The organism is Frankia sp. AiPs1, assembly GCF_023716945.1.
Classification (GTDB): domain Bacteria; phylum Actinomycetota; class Actinomycetes; order Frankiales; family Frankiaceae; genus Frankia.
This window is the reverse complement of sequence record NZ_JAMQQF010000068.1, coordinates 1-19,709: the sequence shown is the minus strand read 5'-3', so window position 1 is coordinate 19,709 and position 19,709 is coordinate 1. Positions and strand designations below refer to the sequence as shown.

The window sequence follows — 19,709 nt, the reverse complement described above, 5'->3', positions numbered from 1 at the left end:
AGCGTCGACGGGGCGCCGGCGGTGCTCGCGGCCGCGCGCGCCGTGCTCGACGCGGCGGACGGCGTCGACGTCGACTACCTGGAACTGGCCGGCCCCGAGGACCTGGGGCCGGTCCGCGGCGGCCCTGCACTGCTGCTCGTCGCCGCCCGCGTCGGTACGACCCGCCTCATCGACAACGTCTCGCTCATCCTCCCCACCGACACCCAGGGAGCCTGACCGTGCTGCGCACCATGCTCACCGCCAAGATCCACCGGGCCACGGTCACCCAGGCCGACCTGCACTACGTGGGCTCGGTGACGATCGACGCCGACCTGCTCGAGGCCGCGGACCTGCTCCCCGGTGAGCAGGTGACGATCGTCGACATCAACAACGGGGCCCGCCTGGAGACCTACGCGATCGCGGGCCCGGCCGGCAGCGGCGTGATCGGCATCAACGGCGCGGCGGCCCGGCTGGTCCAGCCCGGAGACCTCGTCATCATCATCGCCTACGGGATGATGGACGACGCCGAGGCGCGCCGGCATGTCCCGAGGGTGCTGTTCGTCGACGCCGAGAACCGGATCATCGGCCGTGGGCACGACCCGGCCGAGGCGCTTCCCGACGATCCCTCGAGTCTGCGCGGCGACCTGGCCGTGCCGGCCAACCCGGCGACGGCCGCCGCCCGGCGGGGCACCCCGCTGCAACAGGTACCCGCTGCGGCCGCGGCGAGCCGGACGGTCGTGGCGCCCCGGTGATCATGCTGCCGTGCCGGCTCGGCGCGCCGCGGCCCGGGTGGAGCCGCGCCGCGGACATCGTCGTCATCGGATCGGGGATCGCCGGCCTCACCGCGGTGCTGCACCTGCGCCGGGAGCTGCCCGCGGCCCGGGTCCTGCTGGTCACGAAGGCGCATCTCGACGCCGGTTCCACCCGGTGGGCGCAGGGTGGGATCGCCGCGGCGCTCGCCGCCGAGGACTCCCCGGCCGACCATCTCACCGACACCCTCGTCGCCGGTGTCGGCCTGTGTGACCCGGACGCGGCGTGGGTGCTGGTCGACGAGGGGCCGGCCCGGGTGCGGGAACTCGCCGAGCTCGGCGCGCGCTTCGACCGGGCCGACGACGGCTCGTTCGCCCTCACCCGCGAGGGCGGCCATCTGCGCAACCGGATCGTCCACGCCGGCGGCGACGCCACCGGGCTGGAGGTCGAGCGGGCCCTGATCGCCGCGGTGCGGGCCGATCCGGCGGTCGAGGTCATCGAGAACGCCCTCGTCCTGGACCTGCTGCGGGATGCCGACGGCCGGACGGCGGGGGCGACCCTGCACGTGCTCGGCGAGGGCAGCCGGGACGGCGTCGGGGCGGTCACCGCACCCGCGGTCGTACTCGCGACCGGCGGGATGGGGCAGATCTTCGCCTCGACCACCAATCCGGGCGTCTCCACCGGCGATGGGGTGGCCCTGGCCCTGCGGGCCGGCGCCGTCGTCGCCGACCTGGAGTTCGTCCAGTTCCACCCGACCGCGCTGTGGCTGCCGCCGGCGGACTCGGCTCGGGTGGGCGCCCAGCCCGGCGGCCAGCAACCGCTGGTCAGCGAGGCGATGCGCGGCGAGGGTGCCGTCCTCGTCGACGCCGCCGGGCAGCGGGTGATGGCCGGCGCCCACCCGCTCGCCGACCTCGCCCCCCGCGACGTCGTCGCCAAGCAGATGTCGCGGGTGATGGCCGCGCAGGAGGTCGAGCACCTCTACCTCGACGCCCGGGGGCTCGGCGCGGCGACGATCGAGCGGCGTTTCCCGTCGATCACCGCCCGCTGCCGCTCCGTCGGCGTCGACCCGGTGACCATGCCGATCCCGGTCGCGCCGGCCGCCCACTACGCCTCCGGCGGGGTGCGCACCGATCTGTGGGGCCGCACCACCGTCCCCGGCCTGTACGCCTGCGGGGAGGTGGCCTGCACCGGGGTGCACGGCGCCAACCGGCTGGCCTCGAACAGCCTGCTGGAGGGCCTGGTCTTCGCCGCCCGCATCGCCCAGGACCTCGCCGGCGCCGAGCGCGCGGGCCGCCGCCGCGACGCTGTGCCGGCCGCCCCGGTCGTCGGCCGGGGCAGCGGGCTGACCGATCCAGCCGAACGCGCCGCGCTGACCCGGGCGATGACCGACGGCGCCGGGGTGCTGCGCAGCGCAGACAGCCTGCGGGCGACGGCGAAGGTCCTCGCCGGCCTCGGGGACCTTCGGGTCAGCGGCGCGACCGTGACCGCCGGCCCGCCGGCCTGGGAGATGACCAACCTGCGTACCGTCGCGACGGCGCTGGTCGCCGCCGCCGCGACCCGCACGGAGACCCGGGGCTCGCACTGGCGGGAGGACTACGGCGACCGCGACGACGCGCACTGGCTCGGCCGGATCCTGACCCGCCTCGACCCGGAGGGGGAACTGATCATCGACGTCGAACCCGTGCGGCCGGCGCCGTGAGCGGTTCTCCCTGGGCCGAGGTGCACAGCGGTCGGCTGTCCCCCGCCACCCGCAGCGCGCTGGCCGCGGCCGGCCTCGACCCCGAGGGCGTCGTCACGGTGATCGGCCGGGCCGTCGCCGAGGACCTGCCGAGCTGGGAGCCGGATGGGCCGGGCGGCCACGTCGGCGCTGTCGACGCCACCTCCGAGGCGACCGTCGACGCCGCCCTGGTCGGGCATGGCGCCCTCGCCAGCCGGGTGGCGGGGACGGTGGCCGGGCTGCCGGTGGCCGCGGCCGTGTTCGAGAGCCTGCTCGGTCAGTCCGTGACCGTCACCCTGACCGCGCGCGACGGTGACGCCGTCTCCCCGGGCACGACGGTGGCTCGGGTCAACGGCCCGGTCCGGGGACTGCTCACCGCCGAACGCACCGCGCTGAACCTGCTGTGCCACCTGTCCGGGATCGCCACCCTGACCCGGACCTGGGTCGACGCCGTCGCCGGGACGGGCGCGGTGATCCGCGACACCCGCAAGACGCTGCCCGGCCTGCGCGCCCTGGAAAAGTACGCCGTGCGCTGCGGCGGGGGCAGCAATCATCGGATGTCGCTGACCGACGCCGCTCTGATCAAGGACAATCACGTGGTCGCCGCCGGCGGGGTGGCGGCGGCCTTCGCCGCGGTGCGGGCCCGGTTCCCGGGGCTGCCCGTCGAGGTTGAGTGCGACACCGTCGATCAGGTCGCCGAGGCGGTCGCCGCGGGGGCGGACCTCATCCTCTGCGACAACATGACCCCGCGGGACCTGCGGGCTGCGGTGGCGGTCGCCCGGCCGGCGGGGGTGCGCCTGGAGGCCAGCGGCGGGCTGAGCCTGCGAGTGGCCGCGGACGTCGCCGCCACCGGGGTGGACTATCTTGCGGTCGGCGCCCTGACCCACTCGGCGCCCGCTCTCGATCTCGGCCTCGATCTCGATCCCGGCCGGCAGTCGGGACCGGACTGCGCGGGCCCGAGCCCGACGGGCCCGACCGTGGAGGAGTCCTGATGCTGCTCGCCATCGACGTCGGCAACACCAACACCGTCGTCGGCGTCTTCGACGGCGACGACCTCGCCGACTCCTGGCGGGTCCGCACCGATCCGCACGCCACCGCCGACGAACTCGTGCTGCTCTACCGCGGGCTGCTCGGCGAGCATCGGATCACCGGCGTGTCGATCTGCTCGACGGTCCCCGCGGCGCTGCGGGAGCTGCGCCGGATGGTCGTCCGCGCCTTCCGCGACATTCCGGTCGTCATCGTCGAGCCGGGTACCCGGACGGGGGTGCCGATCCTGATCGACAACCCCAAGGAGGCCGGCGCGGACCGCATCATGAACACGCTCGCCGCGCATCACCTGTATGGCGGACCGGCGATCGTCGTCGACTTCGGGACCTCGACGAACCTGGACGTCGTCTCGGCGCGCGGCGAGTTCATCGGCGGGGTGCTCGCGCCCGGCATCGAAATCGCCCTGGACGCGCTGGCGTCCCGGGCGGCCCAGCTGCGCAAGGTCGAGCTCACCCCGCCTCGATCGGTGATCGGCAAGAGCACCGTCGAGGCGCTGCAATCCGGGATGATCTACGGGGTCGCCGGGCAGGTGGACGGGCTGGTTCGCCGGATCCGCGCCGAGCTCGGCGCGCACGCGACCGCGATCGCCACCGGGGGGCTCGCCTCGCTCGTCGTCAAGGAGAGCGAGACGCTCGACCGGCACGAGCCGCATCTCACCCTCATCGGTCTCCGCCTGGTCTTCGAGAAGAACGTCTGATTCCGGTCCCGGCGTGATTCGTCCGGCGAGCGGGGGACGAATTCTCCCCCGAAAGATAGTCGGGCAACCGACATTCGGCCGGGTCGGGGGTGCCCGACCGGTTCCACCGGTTACGATTCCAAGCTATGCGGGACCGATCCTCGGGGGCCTGGACGGGTGGCCGGCCCGGCCGGGCCGGGCTTCACGTCCGACCCTTCCTCCTCGCGTTGGCGACGGTATTTCTGTATACCGCCGTGACGGCGTCGTCCGGATGGAATGCACCGGCGTCCGCGGCGGCGCGTCCCCGCACCCTGGCGGCGCTGGGCGACTCCTACTCCTCCGGCGAGGGGAATCCGCCCTTCGACACGGTCACGCCGCGCTGTCGGCGCAGCAACCAGGCGTGGCCGCAAAAGCTCACCACCATGGCGCCGCCGACCACCGTCGCGCTGTTCGCCGCGTGTTCCGGGGCGACCACGGACGCCCTCAACGAATCATTCAAGGGCGAACTGCCACAGCTCACTCAGTTGCGGCGGCTGCGGACCGCCCCGGATGTCGTCACCATCACCATCGGCGGCAACGATGCCGGCTTCAGCGACGTGATCCTGAGCTGCTTCGCCTGGAAGTGTTTCTGGGACGGCAAGGACCAACGCGAGCAGAATCGCATCACCAGGGAACTCCCGGACGTCCTGAGCGCGAACTATGCTGCTCTGAAGGCGGCGGCACCGCAATCCAGAATCCTCGTCATCGGATATCCCGAAATCTTCCCGAGCAGCCAGCGCAAGAACACCTGTCCTTGGCTGAGCAGCACCGAGCGGCGTCAGCTCACCAAACTGAACAGCCAGTTGGACCGGGTGATCCGACGGGCGGCGGCCGACGCGGACGTGGAGTACGTCGCGACCGACCGGGCGCTGCGCGGCCACGAGCTCTGCACCAAGGACTCCTGGGTGGCCCCGATCGGGCTACTGCCGCCGGCCCGTGACCTCAGCGCGCACCCGACGGCCCGCGGCCAGCAGGCCATCGCCACGGCGGTCGACCGCTACCTCGCCGCCTACCGCCCCTGACCATCCGGCGGTGCCCGGCGGCGCCGTGACGGCCGGGCCGTAACAGAAGATCTCCGACGCGCGTACACGCGGCTGGCGACGCCGGCGTCGGAGCCGTGCGACCTGCGGCCCGGCACTCTGCGGCGCGCTGCGGATGCGCGAGGCGAGAGACCCGAGGACAATCAGATACGGTGCGCAGTCGGGTGCGGGCGTCTGGGCCACCTCGACCGCATCCCCAGCGAGACGGGGACTCCGGTCGCACCACCGGGCGCGAGGGCTCGGCGGCGCCAGGTCACGAGCGGTATAAACGGGGCATAGGACGTGTAACACGCCATGTCGGGTATGCATGTTGGCGCGGCCACACCTAATTGACAGACCGCTGAAGTTAGCCTTACCTAAGTCCATGCTCGTGCCTCTGCCGACTCCCGCAACGCCGCGGGAGCTGGCCACCGATGGCGGTTCGTCGACCCCCCGCTCCACCCGAGAGCCGGGCGCGACCGCGACTCAGGGGATCGTCCCGCGTCACCTCGCCGATGCGCTGGAGCCTCGCAGCCTGTGTTACGGCGTACCGACCGGACCCGGCTGGGCGGACTGCGCCTTCCTCACCAGCCCGGGCGGAGTGGCGCGGTCGCTGGCCCGGATCACCCGGTCCCATCCCGGCGCCAGCGCCGAGGTCGCCGCGAGTTACCTGGCCAACTGGTACTCCGCCGCCGTCGTCGCTCCGGCCGTCGCCTCCTACGTGCTGCTGCGGCGAGTCCCGGACCTGGATCCGGCGCGGATGTCGCTGCGGGCACTCGACAGCGGCTGGTTCGACCGGACGGCGCTGCACCTGCCCGTGGCGACGGTGCTGGCAGCGTCCGCGCGGGTCGAGGGCGCCGCCGACAGGGCGAACCCGCCCGGCGGCGGGTCGGACCGGGTGGTCGGCGACGTCGCCGCGTTGCGCGAGGTCCTCGTGGCGGAGGTACTCGCCCATCTCACGCCGTTCGTCCGGGAACTGCGGGCGCGGGTCCGGCTCGGCTACCCGGCCCTCTGGGGCGCGGTGGCCGCGCAGTGCGCACGGGCCTTCCTGCTGACCGAGCGGGCGACCGGGGACCCCGACGCGGGGCGGCAGGAGGCGGACGCCTTCTTCGCCCGGGCGGCTCCGACGATGCGCGCCCGACCGCGTTGGCACGAGTTCGTCCATCGCGGCCGGCCCTACACCGGGATGCGCTGCGGGTCGTGCTGCCTCGCCCACCGCCTCGGCGACGAGTACTGCACGACCTGTCCCTTCACCGACGACACCGAACGGGAGCGGCGCATGCGCGCCTGGATAGACACGCAGGGTAATGGTGGCCTTGCGGTATGACTCGCGCCGGGTACGCGGTCCGACGTTGGCGCACGTAAAGTGGTAATAGGAAGGCGCTGAGTCCTACTATTACAAGATCTTAAAAGTTTTGACGCCGAACGGTAACATCAAAATCACAAAGCGATGTGCATGTGGCGCCAATCACAACAGAAGGCACCCCGCCATCGACTACCGTCGGTAGCGACGAGGGAGAGTCGGCCGGGGCGGGAGACCGCCTGGCAGGCGGATCCCACCGCCCCAGGCGGGCGGGCGGCGACGGCGCCGCGTGGCTCGAGTCGTTCTGCTCTTGGCGGAACGACGTGACGGAATCATGGCTGGTCGGCCACGGTTACCCTAGGCGTCGCCGCTGGTCGGGCCGGCAGTTGAGCTGGTCCTCCGTCCTCGACGAGGTGGACGGAGCCGGCGGGTAGGTTTCTGTTCGATGCGTGAGGACATGCCTCGGCGGAGCTAGCATGCGGATACCGGCTGTCGTGTGGTCGGTCGCAGCTCGAAGGAGCGCACATGTTCGAGAGATTCACCGACCGGGCACGTCGGGTCGTCGTCCTGGCCCAAGAAGAGGCCAGGATGCTCAACCACAACTACATCGGGACCGAGCACATCCTGCTCGGCCTGATCCACGAGGGCGAGGGCGTCGCCGCCAAGGCCCTCGAGTCCCTCGGCATCTCCCTTGAGGGTGTGCGGTCTCAGGTCGAGGAGATCATCGGCCAGGGCCAGCAGGCACCGAGCGGGCACATCCCGTTCACCCCGCGTGCGAAGAAGGTCCTGGAGCTGTCGCTTCGGGAGGCCCTCCAGCTCGGCCACAACTACATCGGGACCGAACACATCCTGCTCGGCCTGATCCGCGAGGGCGAGGGCGTCGCCGCCCAGGTGCTCGTCAAGCTGGGCGCGGACCTCAACCGCGTGCGCCAGCAGGTCATCCAGCTCCTGTCCGGCTACCAGGGCAAGGGCGAGACGGCCACCTCCGGCGCTCCGGCCGAGGGCACCCCGTCCACCTCGCTGGTGCTCGACCAGTTCGGCCGCAACCTCACCGCGGCGGCGCGCGAGTCCAAGCTCGACCCGGTCATCGGGCGCGAGAAGGAGATCGAGCGCGTCATGCAGGTGCTGTCGCGCCGGACCAAGAACAACCCGGTCCTGATCGGCGAGCCCGGCGTCGGCAAGACCGCCGTCGTCGAGGGCCTGGCGCAGGCGATCGTCAAGGGCGAGGTGCCCGAGACCCTGAAGGACAAGCAGCTCTACACCCTCGACCTCGGCGCTCTGGTCGCCGGTTCCCGCTACCGCGGTGACTTCGAGGAGCGGCTGAAGAAGGTCCTCAAGGAGATCCGCACCCGCGGCGACATCATCCTGTTCATCGACGAGCTGCACACGCTGGTCGGCGCGGGCGCCGCGGAGGGCGCGATCGACGCCGCGTCGATCCTCAAGCCGATGCTCGCCCGCGGTGAGCTGCAGACGATCGGTGCCACCACCCTCGACGAGTACCGCAAGCACCTGGAGAAGGACGCCGCGCTCGAGCGCCGCTTCCAGCCGATCCAGGTCGCGGAGCCGTCGGTGGCGCACACCATCGAGATCCTCAAGGGCCTGCGCGACCGGTACGAGGCGCACCACCGTGTCTCGATCACCGACGCCGCCCTGGTCGCCGCCGCCTCCCTGGCCGACCGGTACATCTCGGACCGCTTCCTGCCGGACAAGGCGATCGACCTGATCGACGAGGCCGGCTCGCGGATGCGCATCCGCCGGATGACCGCGCCGCCGGACCTGCGCGAGTTCGACGAGCGCATCGCGGGTGTCCGCCGGGACAAGGAGTCCGCGATCGACGCGCAGGACTTCGAGAAGGCCGCCTCGCTGCGGGACAAGGAGAAGACCCTCCTGTCCGAGAAGGCGAAGCGGGAGAAGGAATGGAAGGCCGGCGACATGGACGTCGTCGCCGAGGTGGGCGACGAGGAGATCGCCGAGGTGCTCGCCATCTGGACGGGCATCCCGGTCTTCAAGCTCACCGAGGAGGAGACGGCCCGTCTGCTGCGCATGGAGGACGAGCTGCACAAGCGGGTCATCGGCCAGCAGCAGGCCATCAAGGCCGTCTCGCAGGCGATCCGGCGCACCCGCGCCGGGCTGAAGGACCCCAAGCGTCCCGGCGGGTCGTTCATCTTCGCCGGCCCGTCCGGTGTCGGTAAGACCGAGCTGTCCAAGACGCTCGCCGAGTTCCTCTTCGGTGACGAGGACGCGCTCATCCAGCTCGACATGTCCGAGTACATGGAGAAGCACACCGTCTCGCGGCTGGTGGGCTCCCCGCCCGGATACGTCGGCTACGAGGAGGGCGGCCAGCTCACCGAGCGGGTGCGGCGCAAGCCGTTCTCGGTCGTCCTGTTCGACGAGGTCGAGAAGGCGCACCCCGACGTCTTCAACACGCTCCTGCAGATCCTGGAGGACGGTCGCCTGACCGACTCCCAGGGCCGGCTGGTCGACTTCAAGAACACCGTCCTGATCATGACGTCGAACCTGGGCACCCGGGACATTTCCAAGGGCCCCGGCATCGGCTTCGCCACCGGTCAGGGCGCCGTCGACTACGAGCGGATGAAGGCGAAGGTCCAGGACGAGCTCAAGCAGCACTTCCGGCCGGAGTTCCTCAACCGGATCGACGACATCATCGTCTTCCACCAGCTCTCCGAGGCCGAGATCATCCAGATCGTCGACCTCATGCTGGCCCGGGTGGACATCCAGCTGAAGAACAAGGACATGGCCCTCGAGCTGACGTCGGCTGCCAAGGCGCTGCTGGCGAAGAAGGGCTACGACCCCGTGCTCGGCGCCCGGCCGCTGCGCCGGACGATCCAGCGGGAGATCGAGGACGTCCTGTCCGAGAAGATCCTGTACGGCACGCTCAAGCCGGGCGAGATCGTCGTCGGCGACGTCGAGGGCGAAGGCGAAGAGGCCAAGTTCATCTTCCGCGGCGAGACCAAGCCGAACCAGGTGCCGGACGCGCCGCCGGTCGACCTCGCCAAGTCCAGCGAGTAACGCCAGCGGCGCGTCACCAGCGCCGCCGGACCGCAGCTGAGCCCCGGAGCCCCACCAGGTTCCGGGGCTCAGCCATAGGCGGCCCACGCGAGGCTCGCGGCGAGGCCGAGCGCGGCCAGCCCGATGAGTACCCGCAGGATGTCGCCCGGCAGCCGGCGCACGATCAGCGGCCCGACCGCACCGCCGATCAGCAGGCCGATGGCCAGGGGTGCCACCGCAGCCCAGCGAACCGGGCCGAAGACCGCGAACCCCGCCGCCGCGACAAGATTCGCGAAGCCCGACGACACGTTCTTGATCGCGTTGACCCGGGCGAGCGGCTCGGGGATCGCCACCGCGAGCACGGCGAGCAGTGCGACTCCGCCTCCAGCGCCGAAGTAGCCCAGGTAGATGCCGGTTCCGAAGACCGCGGCGAGCACCACCGGGCCGCCCTCGGCCGGCGCCTCGGCCCGTCGGGCGAGGATCCGGGGCTGGACCCACAGCAACACGGCCGCCCCGGCGATCAGCACCGGGACCGCTCGTTCGAACGTCCGCTCCGGCAGCGTCAGGAGCAGTACCGCGCCCACCGCCCCGCCGGCGAGGGTCATCGCCGCGAACCGGGCGACCCGATCGGCCTGGCCCGCAAGCTCGGGCCGCGACCCGGCGGTCGCTCCGACCGCGACGAACAGCAGCGCCGTCGTGTTCGTGACGTTCGCCGCCAGCGGCGGCAGCCCGGTCGCGAGCAGCGCGGGGTAGGAGACGAGCGACGCCAGCCCCGCGACGGTGCTGGTGATGCCGGCCAGCACGCCCGCGCCCATCAGCAGGGCGATGTCGGCGGCGGTCAGGGGCACTCCCGGTGTCAGCCGTCCCTGGGACGGCGGGCGAAGGCGGCCTCTCCCGGACAGTAGGAGATCACGGGCCGGGCCTCGGCGGCGGCGCAACGTCGGTTAACCCACACGGCGTTCGGTCGATGGGCGGTCGCGGCCCATGGCACCATGCTTGTTGGTCGACAGCGAGACCAGATCAGGTGGGACCAGCTCGGGCTGGGCGAGATGTGGTGGGACCAGCTCGGGCTGGGCCAGATCGGGTGGGATCGGATCAGGCAGGACCGAAGCGGGCGAGACCGAAGCAGGCGCTCCCGGACCAGGCGGGACCGGGTCGGACAGCAGGCGGGATCAGGCGGAGTGACGGGCGGTGCCGACGACGCCCACGGCGTCCATCTCACTTTCGGCGCCGAGCCGGCGACCGCCATGGTCGTCTCCTGGCTGACCCGCGGGCCCGTCCCTCGGCCCGCGGTTCGTTGCGCAGCCCGGCCCGGCACCGTCGGCGAGCCGATCCCGGCGTCCACCCGTTCCTACCGCGACGCCCGCACCGGCGAGCAGGTCTTCGTCCATCACGCGGCCCTGACCGGACTCGAACCCGCCACGGACTACGTGTTCGCCCTCGAACACGACGGCCGCCCGCAGGCGGCGGACGGCTCGTTCCGCACGGCGCCAGGCTCGCGGGCCGCCTTCGGCTTCACCTTCTTCGGCGATCAGGGCACCGACCGGCCGTATGATCCGTTCGGCTCGTCCGCCTCCGGGTACGCCGTGGCCGGCGTCGAGCGGTGCGCACCGCTGTTCGCGCTCGCCGGCGGGGATCTTTCCTACGCCAACCAGCGTGAGGACCCGGTACGCACCTGGTCCGACTGGTTCACGATGATCAGCCCGTCCGCCGGTGCCCGGCCGTGGATGCCGTGCGTCGGCAACCACGAGATCGAGCGGGGTAACGGGGCGCTGGGGCTGGCGGCCTACCAGACCTACTTCGAGCTGCCACCGAACGGGGACGAAGGCTACCTCGCGGGTCTCTGGTACGCGTTCACGGTCGGGGCGGTCCGGTTCGTGGTGCTCAGCGCCGACGACGTCTGCTACCAGAACAGTGGGCCGATCTACCTGCGCGGGTTCAGTGCCGGCCGGCAGACCGCCTGGCTCGCCCGGACGCTGGAGCAGGCCCGAGCCGACCCGGGCATCGACTGGATCGTGGTGGCCATGCACCACGCGGCGCTGTCCACGTCGGCCGATCACAACGGCGCCGACCTGGGCCTTCGGGAGGCCTGGCTGCCACTGTTCGACCTGCACGGAGTGGACCTCGTGCTCTACGGACACGAGCACCACTACGAACGCAGCCATCCGGTGCGGGGCACCGTCGCGGGCAGCCGAACCCTCGCCCCCCGACCGGTTGCGGGGGCGGTCGGGCCCGGCGGCGGCGTCGTGGACACGTCGGCGGGCACGGTCCACCTGATGGCGGGCACCGGTGGCTCGTCGTCGCCGTCCACGGACACGCTGCTGGATCCGCCGGCCGGTCGGATCGTGGTCGGCGTCCGTGATCCCGAGCCGGGGCGCCGGCATCGGGCCGCCGTCCGCGAGCTCGAGGACGCGGCCTGGCTGGCCTTCCGAGCGCCCGATCACCCCTACGCCTTCGCCGGGTTCGAGGTGGATCCCGGCGAGCCCGGCGGGCTGACCAGCATCCGGATCACCGCGTACGACTCGAGTTCCCCCGACCCGGTGCCGTTCGACCGGGTGACTCTGGTCCGGCCCAGAACCGACGCGGCGCCGACCGACTGACGTCGGGAGCGGGCCGGCGGCCGTCCGCCGGCGGTTGCCGTCCGCCGGCGGTTGCCGTCCGCAACTGTCGATGTCCGCCGCGAGGTCCGAAGACGCCCTTGCGGGTGAATGCGGAACTCACCCGGAAGCGCCACCATCGACGATCTTCCGATCGTTCACCGCTCGCCTTCGGTGACGAAAACATGTTCCATCCGCGCCGCCGACCCGAACTAACGTCACGCCCGGTGAAGAAGGCTCCCGCGCCCCGGTGCAACGAGATGATCGAACGCAGCCCCCGAGCCCCTTTCTCCGGACAGTCCGGCCATCCCGGCGACGACCGCCGGACATCCCGGCGAACATCGAACCGACATCAACACTGCAACGTCCACCCATCTTTCCCGGAAACCCGGGCGCGGTGTTCGGAGTAGACGTATGTGATGACCTCCCGGCCGATCCTCGATCGCCGACCCTTGGTGCGTCGCAAACGGGAACAACGGCGCTGCACATGCCGCTGCACGCAGCACCTGCGTCCGCCTGCGTCACACGGCGGAGCCGACCGGAATTACCGCTGCCGCACGGTCGCTGCCGGCGGCGGCGCCCGGAGATCCAGTCGTGCCGGCCGGGATGATTTTTTCGGACTTCCGCTGGACCGACCGGGGGTCCGAGGAATAACTTTCGCCAGTAGGCGGTAATCGGCCGACTACACGATCATTGTCGACTGCGGCGCACCGGGGGACGTCCATTGTCAGGGAAGCAGCGGTCGCCGAGTGGGGGCAGCTCGTCCCGCCCATGCGATGAAACCCGGGCGTCCCTTGTCCGGAAACATCGCTCGGCAGCAAATGAACGGCGGTCCCGATACCCGTCGCAGGCTGATCTCTCACCGGCATACCCGACGCGGAGAAATGGACGCCCGCGGTGCCGGTGGAATGCTTCGACGCGGCGCGGCGCAACCTTCGCCCGGAGCGGTCGGTGAGCGCCGCGACCGGCCCGGTCGCCACCCTGGACCTGCGCTCGGGCTGCCGACGGCGGGTGGCGCGACGCCCCTGGGCCCCCGGCACCCTGCGAACCCTGCTCACCCGACGCCTGCGGCTCGACGTGGGCGCCGCGGAACGTCTGCTGATCGTCGACGAGGCCCGTGCCGCGGCAGTCCACCGGACCGGAGTGGCTGCGCTGGCCACCGGACGCCCCGCCGAGTCGGTGCTGCTCGTCCTGGTGGGGTCGGTCCCGGGCGAGGTCACCGCGTCCAGGACGCCTGAAGCGCCAACGCCGGCGGGCACCAGCGGCGACCCGTGGCGCGGCGCCGGCGCCGGGGGCGAGCCGTTCGGCGCCGTGCCGGCCGAGGAGACGTTTCCCGACCTCGACGCCCCCTACAACCCGGCCTTCTATGCCTTCGCCGACGACCCGACCTGCACAGGCGACCAGACCCTCCTCGACGACACAGCCCTCGCCGACGACACAGCCCTCGCCGACGACACCGCCTTCGCCGACGACACCGCCCTCGACGACGACACCGCCCTCGACGACGCCGCACTCGAGGGATCCGCGCGCCCGACCGCGGCGGCCGCGTTCCCGGCGTCCGGTGGCAAGCCCACCCTCCCGGCGATCCTCTGGGTCGGGGCGGTCGAGGGCAGACCGTCGGGCGCCGCGGTGGACTCGGCCGGGCCGGCGCTACGGGTACTGCTTGACGCGCTGCGCAGCCCCGAGGTGTTCGACGAGGTCACCCGGGCGGTGGCCGCCATGCCCGGCTGCCTCGCCTTCCCCGGCATCCGCGCCGTCGTCGGCCGGCTCCCCGGCGAGTTGCTGCGCGGGTTGCAGATCGGGACCGCTTCCCGATCCGATGCCCCCGCCGAGGCCGTGGTCCCCGAACGTGCCGGCGAGGGGCAGCACGCACTGGTGAATCCCAGACCCGAGGCGGCGGCGGTCATCGCCTTCGCGCCACGGGTTGCCCGCCCGCAGCCGGCACCGCCGGAGGCAGACAGCGCTCGCCCGGCGGACCCGATCGAGCCACCCCTCAAGATCATCTGGACCGCGGCGACGATGCTCGCCGGCGTGCTACGGCTGACCCCCGCGCGGGACGCCGACGTGCTGCGGTTCCTGTTCCCGGACCTGCAGCCGTGAACCGCGCCGCCCCCGCGGCCGCGGACCGCGCTCCCTCGACGCGGGACGCCACCTCCACGGTGACCCGCATCGACCAGATCGTCTACGCCTGGTCCAGGCGGACACGGGCCGGCGCCGAGGGCTACTTTCCCATCGCGAGCTCGCTGGGCTCCACGGCGACCCGTTCGTGGAACGGCCTGCTCGCCGCCCAGGTCGAGGCGGGCGACAGCCCCGTCGACCAGCCGCCACCCGCGCTCGCCTACGTTGTCGGCGCACCCGACCGGCCCGTCCCGCCCGATCCGGACGACGTGCCGGACGCCGCGCTCGTCCACCACGTCCACGTCGCCGGCCGAAACGGCGCAGGTAGCGGCCGGCTGCGGGCGCACGTCCTGATCGGACGGGCCGACTACCTGACCGAACGGGTCGCGTTGGCGCTGTACGCGGCCGGCGGGGCCACGGCCGGCGGCACCCGGACCACACCGCGGCTCAATCCCCTGCACCTCGACGACCTCACCGCGCAGCGACGGGCCGGCGAGCGGACGCTGCGCCAGGCCGCCCGGTCCACCGCCCGCCGCAACCGGCTGACCGTCCTGGTCTCGACGGCTCTCACCTGGTCGTGGACGGACCGACCGGTCGTGGTGTCACACACCGGTTCGGATGAGGCCATCACGCTGATGTGGGCACTCGTCGAGATGCTCGAAGGAGTGCTCCCCTATCGGCTGACCTTCTCCATCCACGCCACCTCCATCCCCGCCGCCGCGGCGGCGGGGACGACCACCGGCCTGGGCCGGCCCGATCCGCGGTTCCGGTTCGTCCCGGTCCCGCCCGAGCTCGGGCCCGGCGCCGACCCGGCGGCGATACACGTGGACCCCCGCGTGGCCCCGCCGGTACCTCCCACCGTCTCCGATGCGGCCCACCTGCTCGTCGACGTCTACGGGCGGGGCGGGATCCGCGGCGTCAGCGACCTGCTGGCCCAGGTCGGCGACGAGGCGTTTCAGCCGCACGATCCCGAGCGCTGGTGCCGCCGGCTGGTGGCGACCAGCGGACGGGACGCGGCGGTGGCCGGATCAGACCTGCAGCCGGTCTCCAACCTGGCCGGCGCTCTCCCGGCCGGCACGCTCCCGGCCGCCCCCCACCCGATCACCGAACCGCCGTCGAGCTGGGAGGCGTCGCCGACTCGGCCGTCCACGGGGCAACCCGTACCACCACCGGCGGATGCACGATCACCCGCGACGGCGTCCGTGGGGCGAGGAACCACCGGGCCGGCTCGTGAGGTCGCCGAGCACCTTCACGACGCCTACGAGCTGTTGCTGGCGCCAGGAGGCGCCGTCGGGGACGACGCCGACCCGGCAGGTCGACTGATCGCGACCCTGGCCCACCCGGTCGGCCTGCCCGCCCACCTGCCCAGCGCCGAACGGCTACGCGGGCAGCTACACCGCGTTGCGGGCCGGTTGACCGTTCCGGGCGCCTCCGGCCGGACGCCGAGATCGCCCGCGAGGCAGGAGGCACGCCCCGGGCCGGCGTCCCGTGAGCAGGGCCGCGCCATGATCGTGGCCGGCGTCCTCGACCGGCTGGGGGAGATCGATCCGGGCGATCGTGCCCGGCTCGCCGCGGACGTCGAGGCCGCGGTCGTCGAGGAGCAACGACAGGTCGAGGGGGCGCTGACCGCACTGGCCGACGATCTCGCCGCGCTGCGCGGTCCGTCGCCCACCCGTGGCGCCGAGCAGTCGTTGCGCCGGGCGCTCCCGCTCCTCGCGGCCGGCTTGGAATCGGTTTTCTCGTCCTATCGTCTCGCCACGGCCAGCAGCAGCGCGCTGCGGCTGGCCACCGAGACCCTCGGCGCACTACGCACCGTCCGCCCGGCAGCCCCCCCGCCCACCGTCAGCTCGCCCGGCCAGCCCGGCCAGCCCGGCCAGCCCGGCCAGCCCGGCCTCAGCGTGCGACCCGACATCTCCGTCCCCAGCCGGGAGGGCGGTGGCGGCGACCGCCCAGCCGGAGCGGAGACCGACTTCGAGGTCACGGTGACGGTCCTGCCGCCGGCGACCGCCTCCCTCGCGGCTGCCGGCATCGCGCACCGGCAGGAACTGGAGCGAGCCGCCCGGGCCGCGGTCACCCGGCACGTCGCGGCGGCCTACCGGATGGAGTGGTCGTACTGGGACGGCCGGCTGCACCCCGTCGACCGACTGCTGGCCGCACTCGGCGTCCCGTTGGGGGTCTCGCTGACGGACTCGGCTCCCGATCCACTGGCCGATCCACTGGAATCGCCAACCGAGCTTCGTGAACTCGCCGCGCTGCGCGACCTGTTCGGCCCGCTGTGCCCGCCGGGTTCCCGGTCCCGGGCGCAACCTGACCGCCCGCCGGGTCGGCGTGCCGACGTCCTGGCCCGCGCCGCCAGCGACGTCACCCAGGCGATCACACGGCTGGCACCGGACGCCCAGCTGGCCGAGGCGGACCGGGCAGCTTACGTCGCCGCGACCCACACCGCCGTCGCGGCGATGCATCGGCAGATCGTGCAGCTACTGGCCGGGCTGGTCGCGGACCTGGCCGCCCCGCCGGTCGGCATGGAGGCCGGCCCGGGCCAGCGAGACGAGGGCCTGCGCGCCGCGCGCGTCCGGGACCTGCTCGCCGCCGCCCTGCGGACCGTGTTCGACTGGTTCGGGCTCCCGGAGGGGTTCGCGTTCGCCGACGCCCTGGCCGACGAGCTGGCCTGGCTGACCGCCGGCGCGGCACTCCCCCCCGGCGGGTGGTCGGCCGAGTCACCGGCCGCGGCGGTGGTACGGCTGCTGCGGGAGACCCAATCGTGGGGAGCCGACGCCTTCCGGATTCTCGTCCTGTACGCCCCTGGCTGGCACGGGGCCGAGGACATCCGGCAGGCCATCGCCGCCGCTGTGCCGGCCGGGCCGGGCGGGTTCTGGCCGTCGGAGGCCGACGGCGACGGATCCGGGCTCCTCGCAGCCGGCGCCCGCCCCTTCTTCGATCGGCTGGCGACGACCCGGCCAGGCCCGAGCCAGATGATCGACACCGTCACTCGCATCGTGCACCTCTACACCCGCGACGAGGGCGGCAAAACACCCGACGAGGACGGCCAGGCACCTGGCGAAGGTGGCGAAGCCCGGCACGAAGGTGGCGAAGCCGGGCACGGGGGTCACAAAGCCGGGCACGGGGGTGGCGAGACGCAGGCCGTGAGCGCGGCGCGGCGGTCGCGGCGGCCCGCCTCGTCCGCGGCGGAGCTGAACGCCCTGGGTGCCGAGCTCGCCGCGCGCATCCCGCCGGCCGCGGCGGGCCCGCCCGATCCGGCGATCGCGTTCCTCGACGCGTGCGCGTCGAGCCGGCCCGACGCGGCCCAGGTCTTCGGCCTGCTCGTCCGGTACGTGCCGAGCTGGGACGACGCCTGGGATCTCCACGAGGCGATCTGGAGCCGGGACGCTGCCCACCGTCATGGCGGGGCGATGCCCGGCTCACCCTCGCAGGCAGAGCTGAGCGTGGCGGCGGAGCGCTACTTCCGCCAAGCCCTGCGCGGCGACGACGGCGGCCACGGCGGCCACGGCTTCGGCCCCGGCAGCAGCAGCGCCGACAACGCCGCCGAAGCCTACGGCGACGAGGTCGGCGACGGCCCTCGCGCCGCCGACCTGGCACGCGTCGTGCGCCGGTTGGTGGCGCTCTACCTGCCGGACGACCCACGCCTGCGGGCCGCCCACGACCTACCCGGCTTCGTCGAGTCCCGGGTCATCGCCGAGATCGCCGCAGGCGGTCCGGCCCGGCGCCGGCGGCGCTCCTTCGGGCTCCCCGTGTTCGCTCTCACCTTGGCCGCTGTCGTCCTCGCCCTGCTCGTCGTCGTCCGGTGACAGCACCGGTCGCCGGACCACCGGGCGACGACCGGGAGCCCGCCCGGCCGTAGGGCGATCAGCGCGACTGACCTGTTCGCCCTACGCGGGGTTAGGAGAGTCTGGAACAATGACCAGCACTTGTGTCGGCGTCGCGACACACCCGGGGTTCGCGGTGTGTCGGTGCCCTTGGGTAAGAAGGAAGACGGCTGGCGACACGTCCCGACAGCGTGATCGTGACTGGTTCGGCGAGGACGGAGGCCATGGGTAGCTCGCTGGTGCCGATCATGCTCATCGTGGTGCTGCTGGTAGCCCTGGTGATCTACTTCGCTCTGAACAACCGCCCGGTTCGGCAGGGTAGCCAGCGCCGCGGCCGCGGCTTGGACCATCAACGGCATCGATCCGGTACGGTGCCGCTGCGAGACAGCTCCGACGCCGCCGCGCCGGACGGAATGGTGCCGGGCTTCACCGAGCCGGCGCCGAGCCCCCCCGCCGAACAGACGGCCGACGACGCGAGCGACGGCCCGGAGGCGGGCGCGTCGTGGGGAGGGGATGTGACCGCGCAGGTTCCAGCCGGGGGGGAGAACAGTCGCGATCCCGACGCGACCGGTTGGACTCCACCGCCCGCCGTCCCACCGCATCAGGCCGAGTCCTTCGAGGACGAGCGGGAGGACGCCACCCGCTACTTCGACCCGCAGACCGGCGACCACCCGATCGCGCCGCCCACGATGACCTTCGCCGCGCAGGCGGCCGCGGTGGGAGCCGAGCCGGCGGGACGGGCTGCCGGGGGCGATCCGCGGTGGGAGAGTTCGCCGACCGCGACCACCTATCCCAACGTCCCCGTCGAGCCGCGGGAGCAGGCTGGCGACCTGATGGCGACCGAGCCCGAGCAGACCACCGCCGCCCCGCTGCGGCTGGCCGCCGCCGGCCGGACCCGCCGGGGCAAGCGCGGCGGTCCCAACGAGGACGCCTTCGTCGTCGTGGACGGCCTGCTGGCGGTCTCGGACGGCGTCGGCGGGGAGGCCGCCGGCCAGATCGCCTCCACACTGACCGTCACCACCGTGGCCGGCTTCCGGCCGCAGTATGCGGAGGATCCGCTGGAGGGCCTGCGCAGGGCCGTCGAGCGGGCGAACCGGGTGGTTCGCACCCGGGCCCGGGAGGAACCGACCTGGCTGGGCATGGCCTGCACGCTGGACGTCGTCATCCTCGGCCGGCAGCACAACACCGGCGAGTACCTCACCGTCGCCCACGTCGGCGACAGCTCGGTGTGGCTGCAGCCGGGCCGGGGACGCCCGCGGGCGCTGACCACCCCGCACGCGATCCGCAACGGCCCGCTGCTGAACGCCGTCGGCCTCGCCGACGAGATCGAGGCCGACATCTTCAGCGAGCCGGTCCGGGCCGGCGACCGGGTCGTCCTCGCCAGCGACGGCATCACCAAGGTGATGACGCCCGAGCAGCTCGACGGGCTGCTCGGTGAGCTGGGCTCCGAGCCGCCCGAGCGGGCCGCGGATGCCCTCGTCGAAGCCGCCATGCTGGCCGGCGCCCGCGATGACACCACCATCGTCGTCGCCGATCTGGTGTCCGAGCCGACCTCGCGGTGAGGCCGGTCGGGCGGCCGGCGCGACCGCGGCGCACCCGGCGTCGGCGGTCCCGGTCCCGCCCCCGGCAAC

13 protein-coding genes are annotated in these 19,709 nt (G+C 72.9%); 12 read left to right on the top strand and 1 reads right to left on the bottom strand.

Going from position 1 to position 19,709, the window contains the following annotated elements:
* The 8 genes from ND748_RS09730 to ND748_RS09695 all read left to right on the top strand — a co-directional run.
* A partial coding sequence (locus tag ND748_RS09730; protein WP_251745347.1) for a pantoate--beta-alanine ligase occupies positions 1-216 on the top strand: 216 nt, incomplete at its 5' end.
* A gap of 2 nt (positions 217-218) precedes the next feature.
* The gene (gene panD / locus ND748_RS09725) at positions 219-731 is read left to right on the top strand and encodes an aspartate 1-decarboxylase (protein WP_251745346.1); all 513 of its coding nucleotides are present in this window, start codon (positions 219-221) and stop codon (positions 729-731) included.
* Complete coding sequence (locus tag ND748_RS09720; RefSeq protein WP_251745345.1) at positions 728-2,428, top strand: L-aspartate oxidase; 1,701 nt, start codon at positions 728-730, stop codon at positions 2,426-2,428. Before panD ends, ND748_RS09720 begins: the two co-directional genes overlap by 4 nt.
* Positions 2,425-3,438 (top strand): carboxylating nicotinate-nucleotide diphosphorylase, encoded by a 1,014-nt coding sequence (nadC, locus tag ND748_RS09715; protein WP_251745344.1) that lies wholly within the window; start codon positions 2,425-2,427, stop codon positions 3,436-3,438. Before ND748_RS09720 ends, nadC begins: the two co-directional genes overlap by 4 nt.
* Positions 3,438-4,190, top strand: a complete 753-nt coding sequence (locus tag ND748_RS09710) for a type III pantothenate kinase (RefSeq protein ID WP_251745343.1) — start codon at positions 3,438-3,440, stop codon at positions 4,188-4,190. The genes nadC and ND748_RS09710 overlap by 1 nt, the downstream gene beginning before the upstream one ends.
* 233 nt (positions 4,191-4,423) lie before the next feature.
* Positions 4,424-5,230 carry an SGNH/GDSL hydrolase family protein gene (locus tag ND748_RS09705; RefSeq protein WP_251745342.1) on the top strand — a complete coding sequence of 269 codons (807 nt, stop codon included), beginning with the start codon at positions 4,424-4,426 and terminating at the stop codon, positions 5,228-5,230.
* A 382-nt stretch (positions 5,231-5,612) separates the two neighbouring features.
* Positions 5,613-6,554, top strand: a complete 942-nt coding sequence (locus ND748_RS09700; RefSeq protein WP_251745341.1) for an IucA/IucC family C-terminal-domain containing protein — start codon at positions 5,613-5,615, stop codon at positions 6,552-6,554.
* A 501-nt stretch (positions 6,555-7,055) separates the two neighbouring features.
* Positions 7,056-9,560, top strand: a complete 2,505-nt coding sequence (locus ND748_RS09695) for an ATP-dependent Clp protease ATP-binding subunit (protein WP_251745340.1) — start codon at positions 7,056-7,058, stop codon at positions 9,558-9,560.
* A gap of 68 nt (positions 9,561-9,628) precedes the next feature.
* Here the strand turns inward: ND748_RS09695 and ND748_RS09690 are convergent, their stop codons facing one another.
* Positions 9,629-10,381: a sulfite exporter TauE/SafE family protein gene (locus tag ND748_RS09690; RefSeq protein ID WP_374215883.1), complete on the bottom strand. Its 753-nt coding sequence runs from the start codon at positions 10,379-10,381 to the stop codon at positions 9,629-9,631.
* Positions 10,382-10,720: 339 nt separating this feature from the next.
* Between ND748_RS09690 and ND748_RS09685 the strand changes: the two genes are divergently transcribed.
* The 4 genes from ND748_RS09685 to ND748_RS09670 all read left to right on the top strand — a co-directional run bounded on the left by ND748_RS09685 (position 10,721) and on the right by ND748_RS09670 (position 19,640).
* Entirely contained in the window at positions 10,721-12,139 is a 1,419-nt protein-coding gene (locus ND748_RS09685) for a metallophosphoesterase family protein (RefSeq protein WP_251745338.1), read from the top strand.
* Positions 12,140-13,033: 894 nt separating this feature from the next.
* Positions 13,034-14,236 carry a hypothetical protein gene (locus ND748_RS09680; protein WP_251745337.1) on the top strand — a complete coding sequence of 401 codons (1,203 nt, stop codon included), beginning with the start codon at positions 13,034-13,036 and terminating at the stop codon, positions 14,234-14,236.
* Positions 14,233-18,060 (top strand): hypothetical protein, encoded by a 3,828-nt coding sequence (locus ND748_RS09675; protein WP_251745336.1) that lies wholly within the window; start codon positions 14,233-14,235, stop codon positions 18,058-18,060. Before ND748_RS09680 ends, ND748_RS09675 begins: the two co-directional genes overlap by 4 nt.
* Positions 18,061-18,302: 242 nt before the next feature.
* On the top strand, positions 18,303-19,640 hold the full coding sequence (locus tag ND748_RS09670) for a PP2C family serine/threonine-protein phosphatase (protein ID WP_251745335.1): 1,338 nt from the start codon (positions 18,303-18,305) through the stop codon (positions 19,638-19,640).
* Positions 19,641-19,709 lie beyond the last annotated feature (69 nt).

Excerpts from the sequence above, each read along its gene's own strand:
- ND748_RS09700 (WP_251745341.1), top strand. The coding sequence starts at position 5,613 with ATGCTCGTGCCTCTGCCGACTCCCGCAACGCCGCGGGAGCTGGCCACC.
- ND748_RS09695 (WP_251745340.1), top strand. The coding sequence starts at position 7,056 with ATGTTCGAGAGATTCACCGACCGGGCACGTCGGGTCGTCGTCCTGGCC.
- ND748_RS09710 (WP_251745343.1), top strand. The coding sequence starts at position 3,438 with ATGCTGCTCGCCATCGACGTCGGCAACACCAACACCGTCGTCGGCGTC.
- ND748_RS09670 (WP_251745335.1), top strand. The coding sequence starts at position 18,303 with ATGGGTAGCTCGCTGGTGCCGATCATGCTCATCGTGGTGCTGCTGGTA.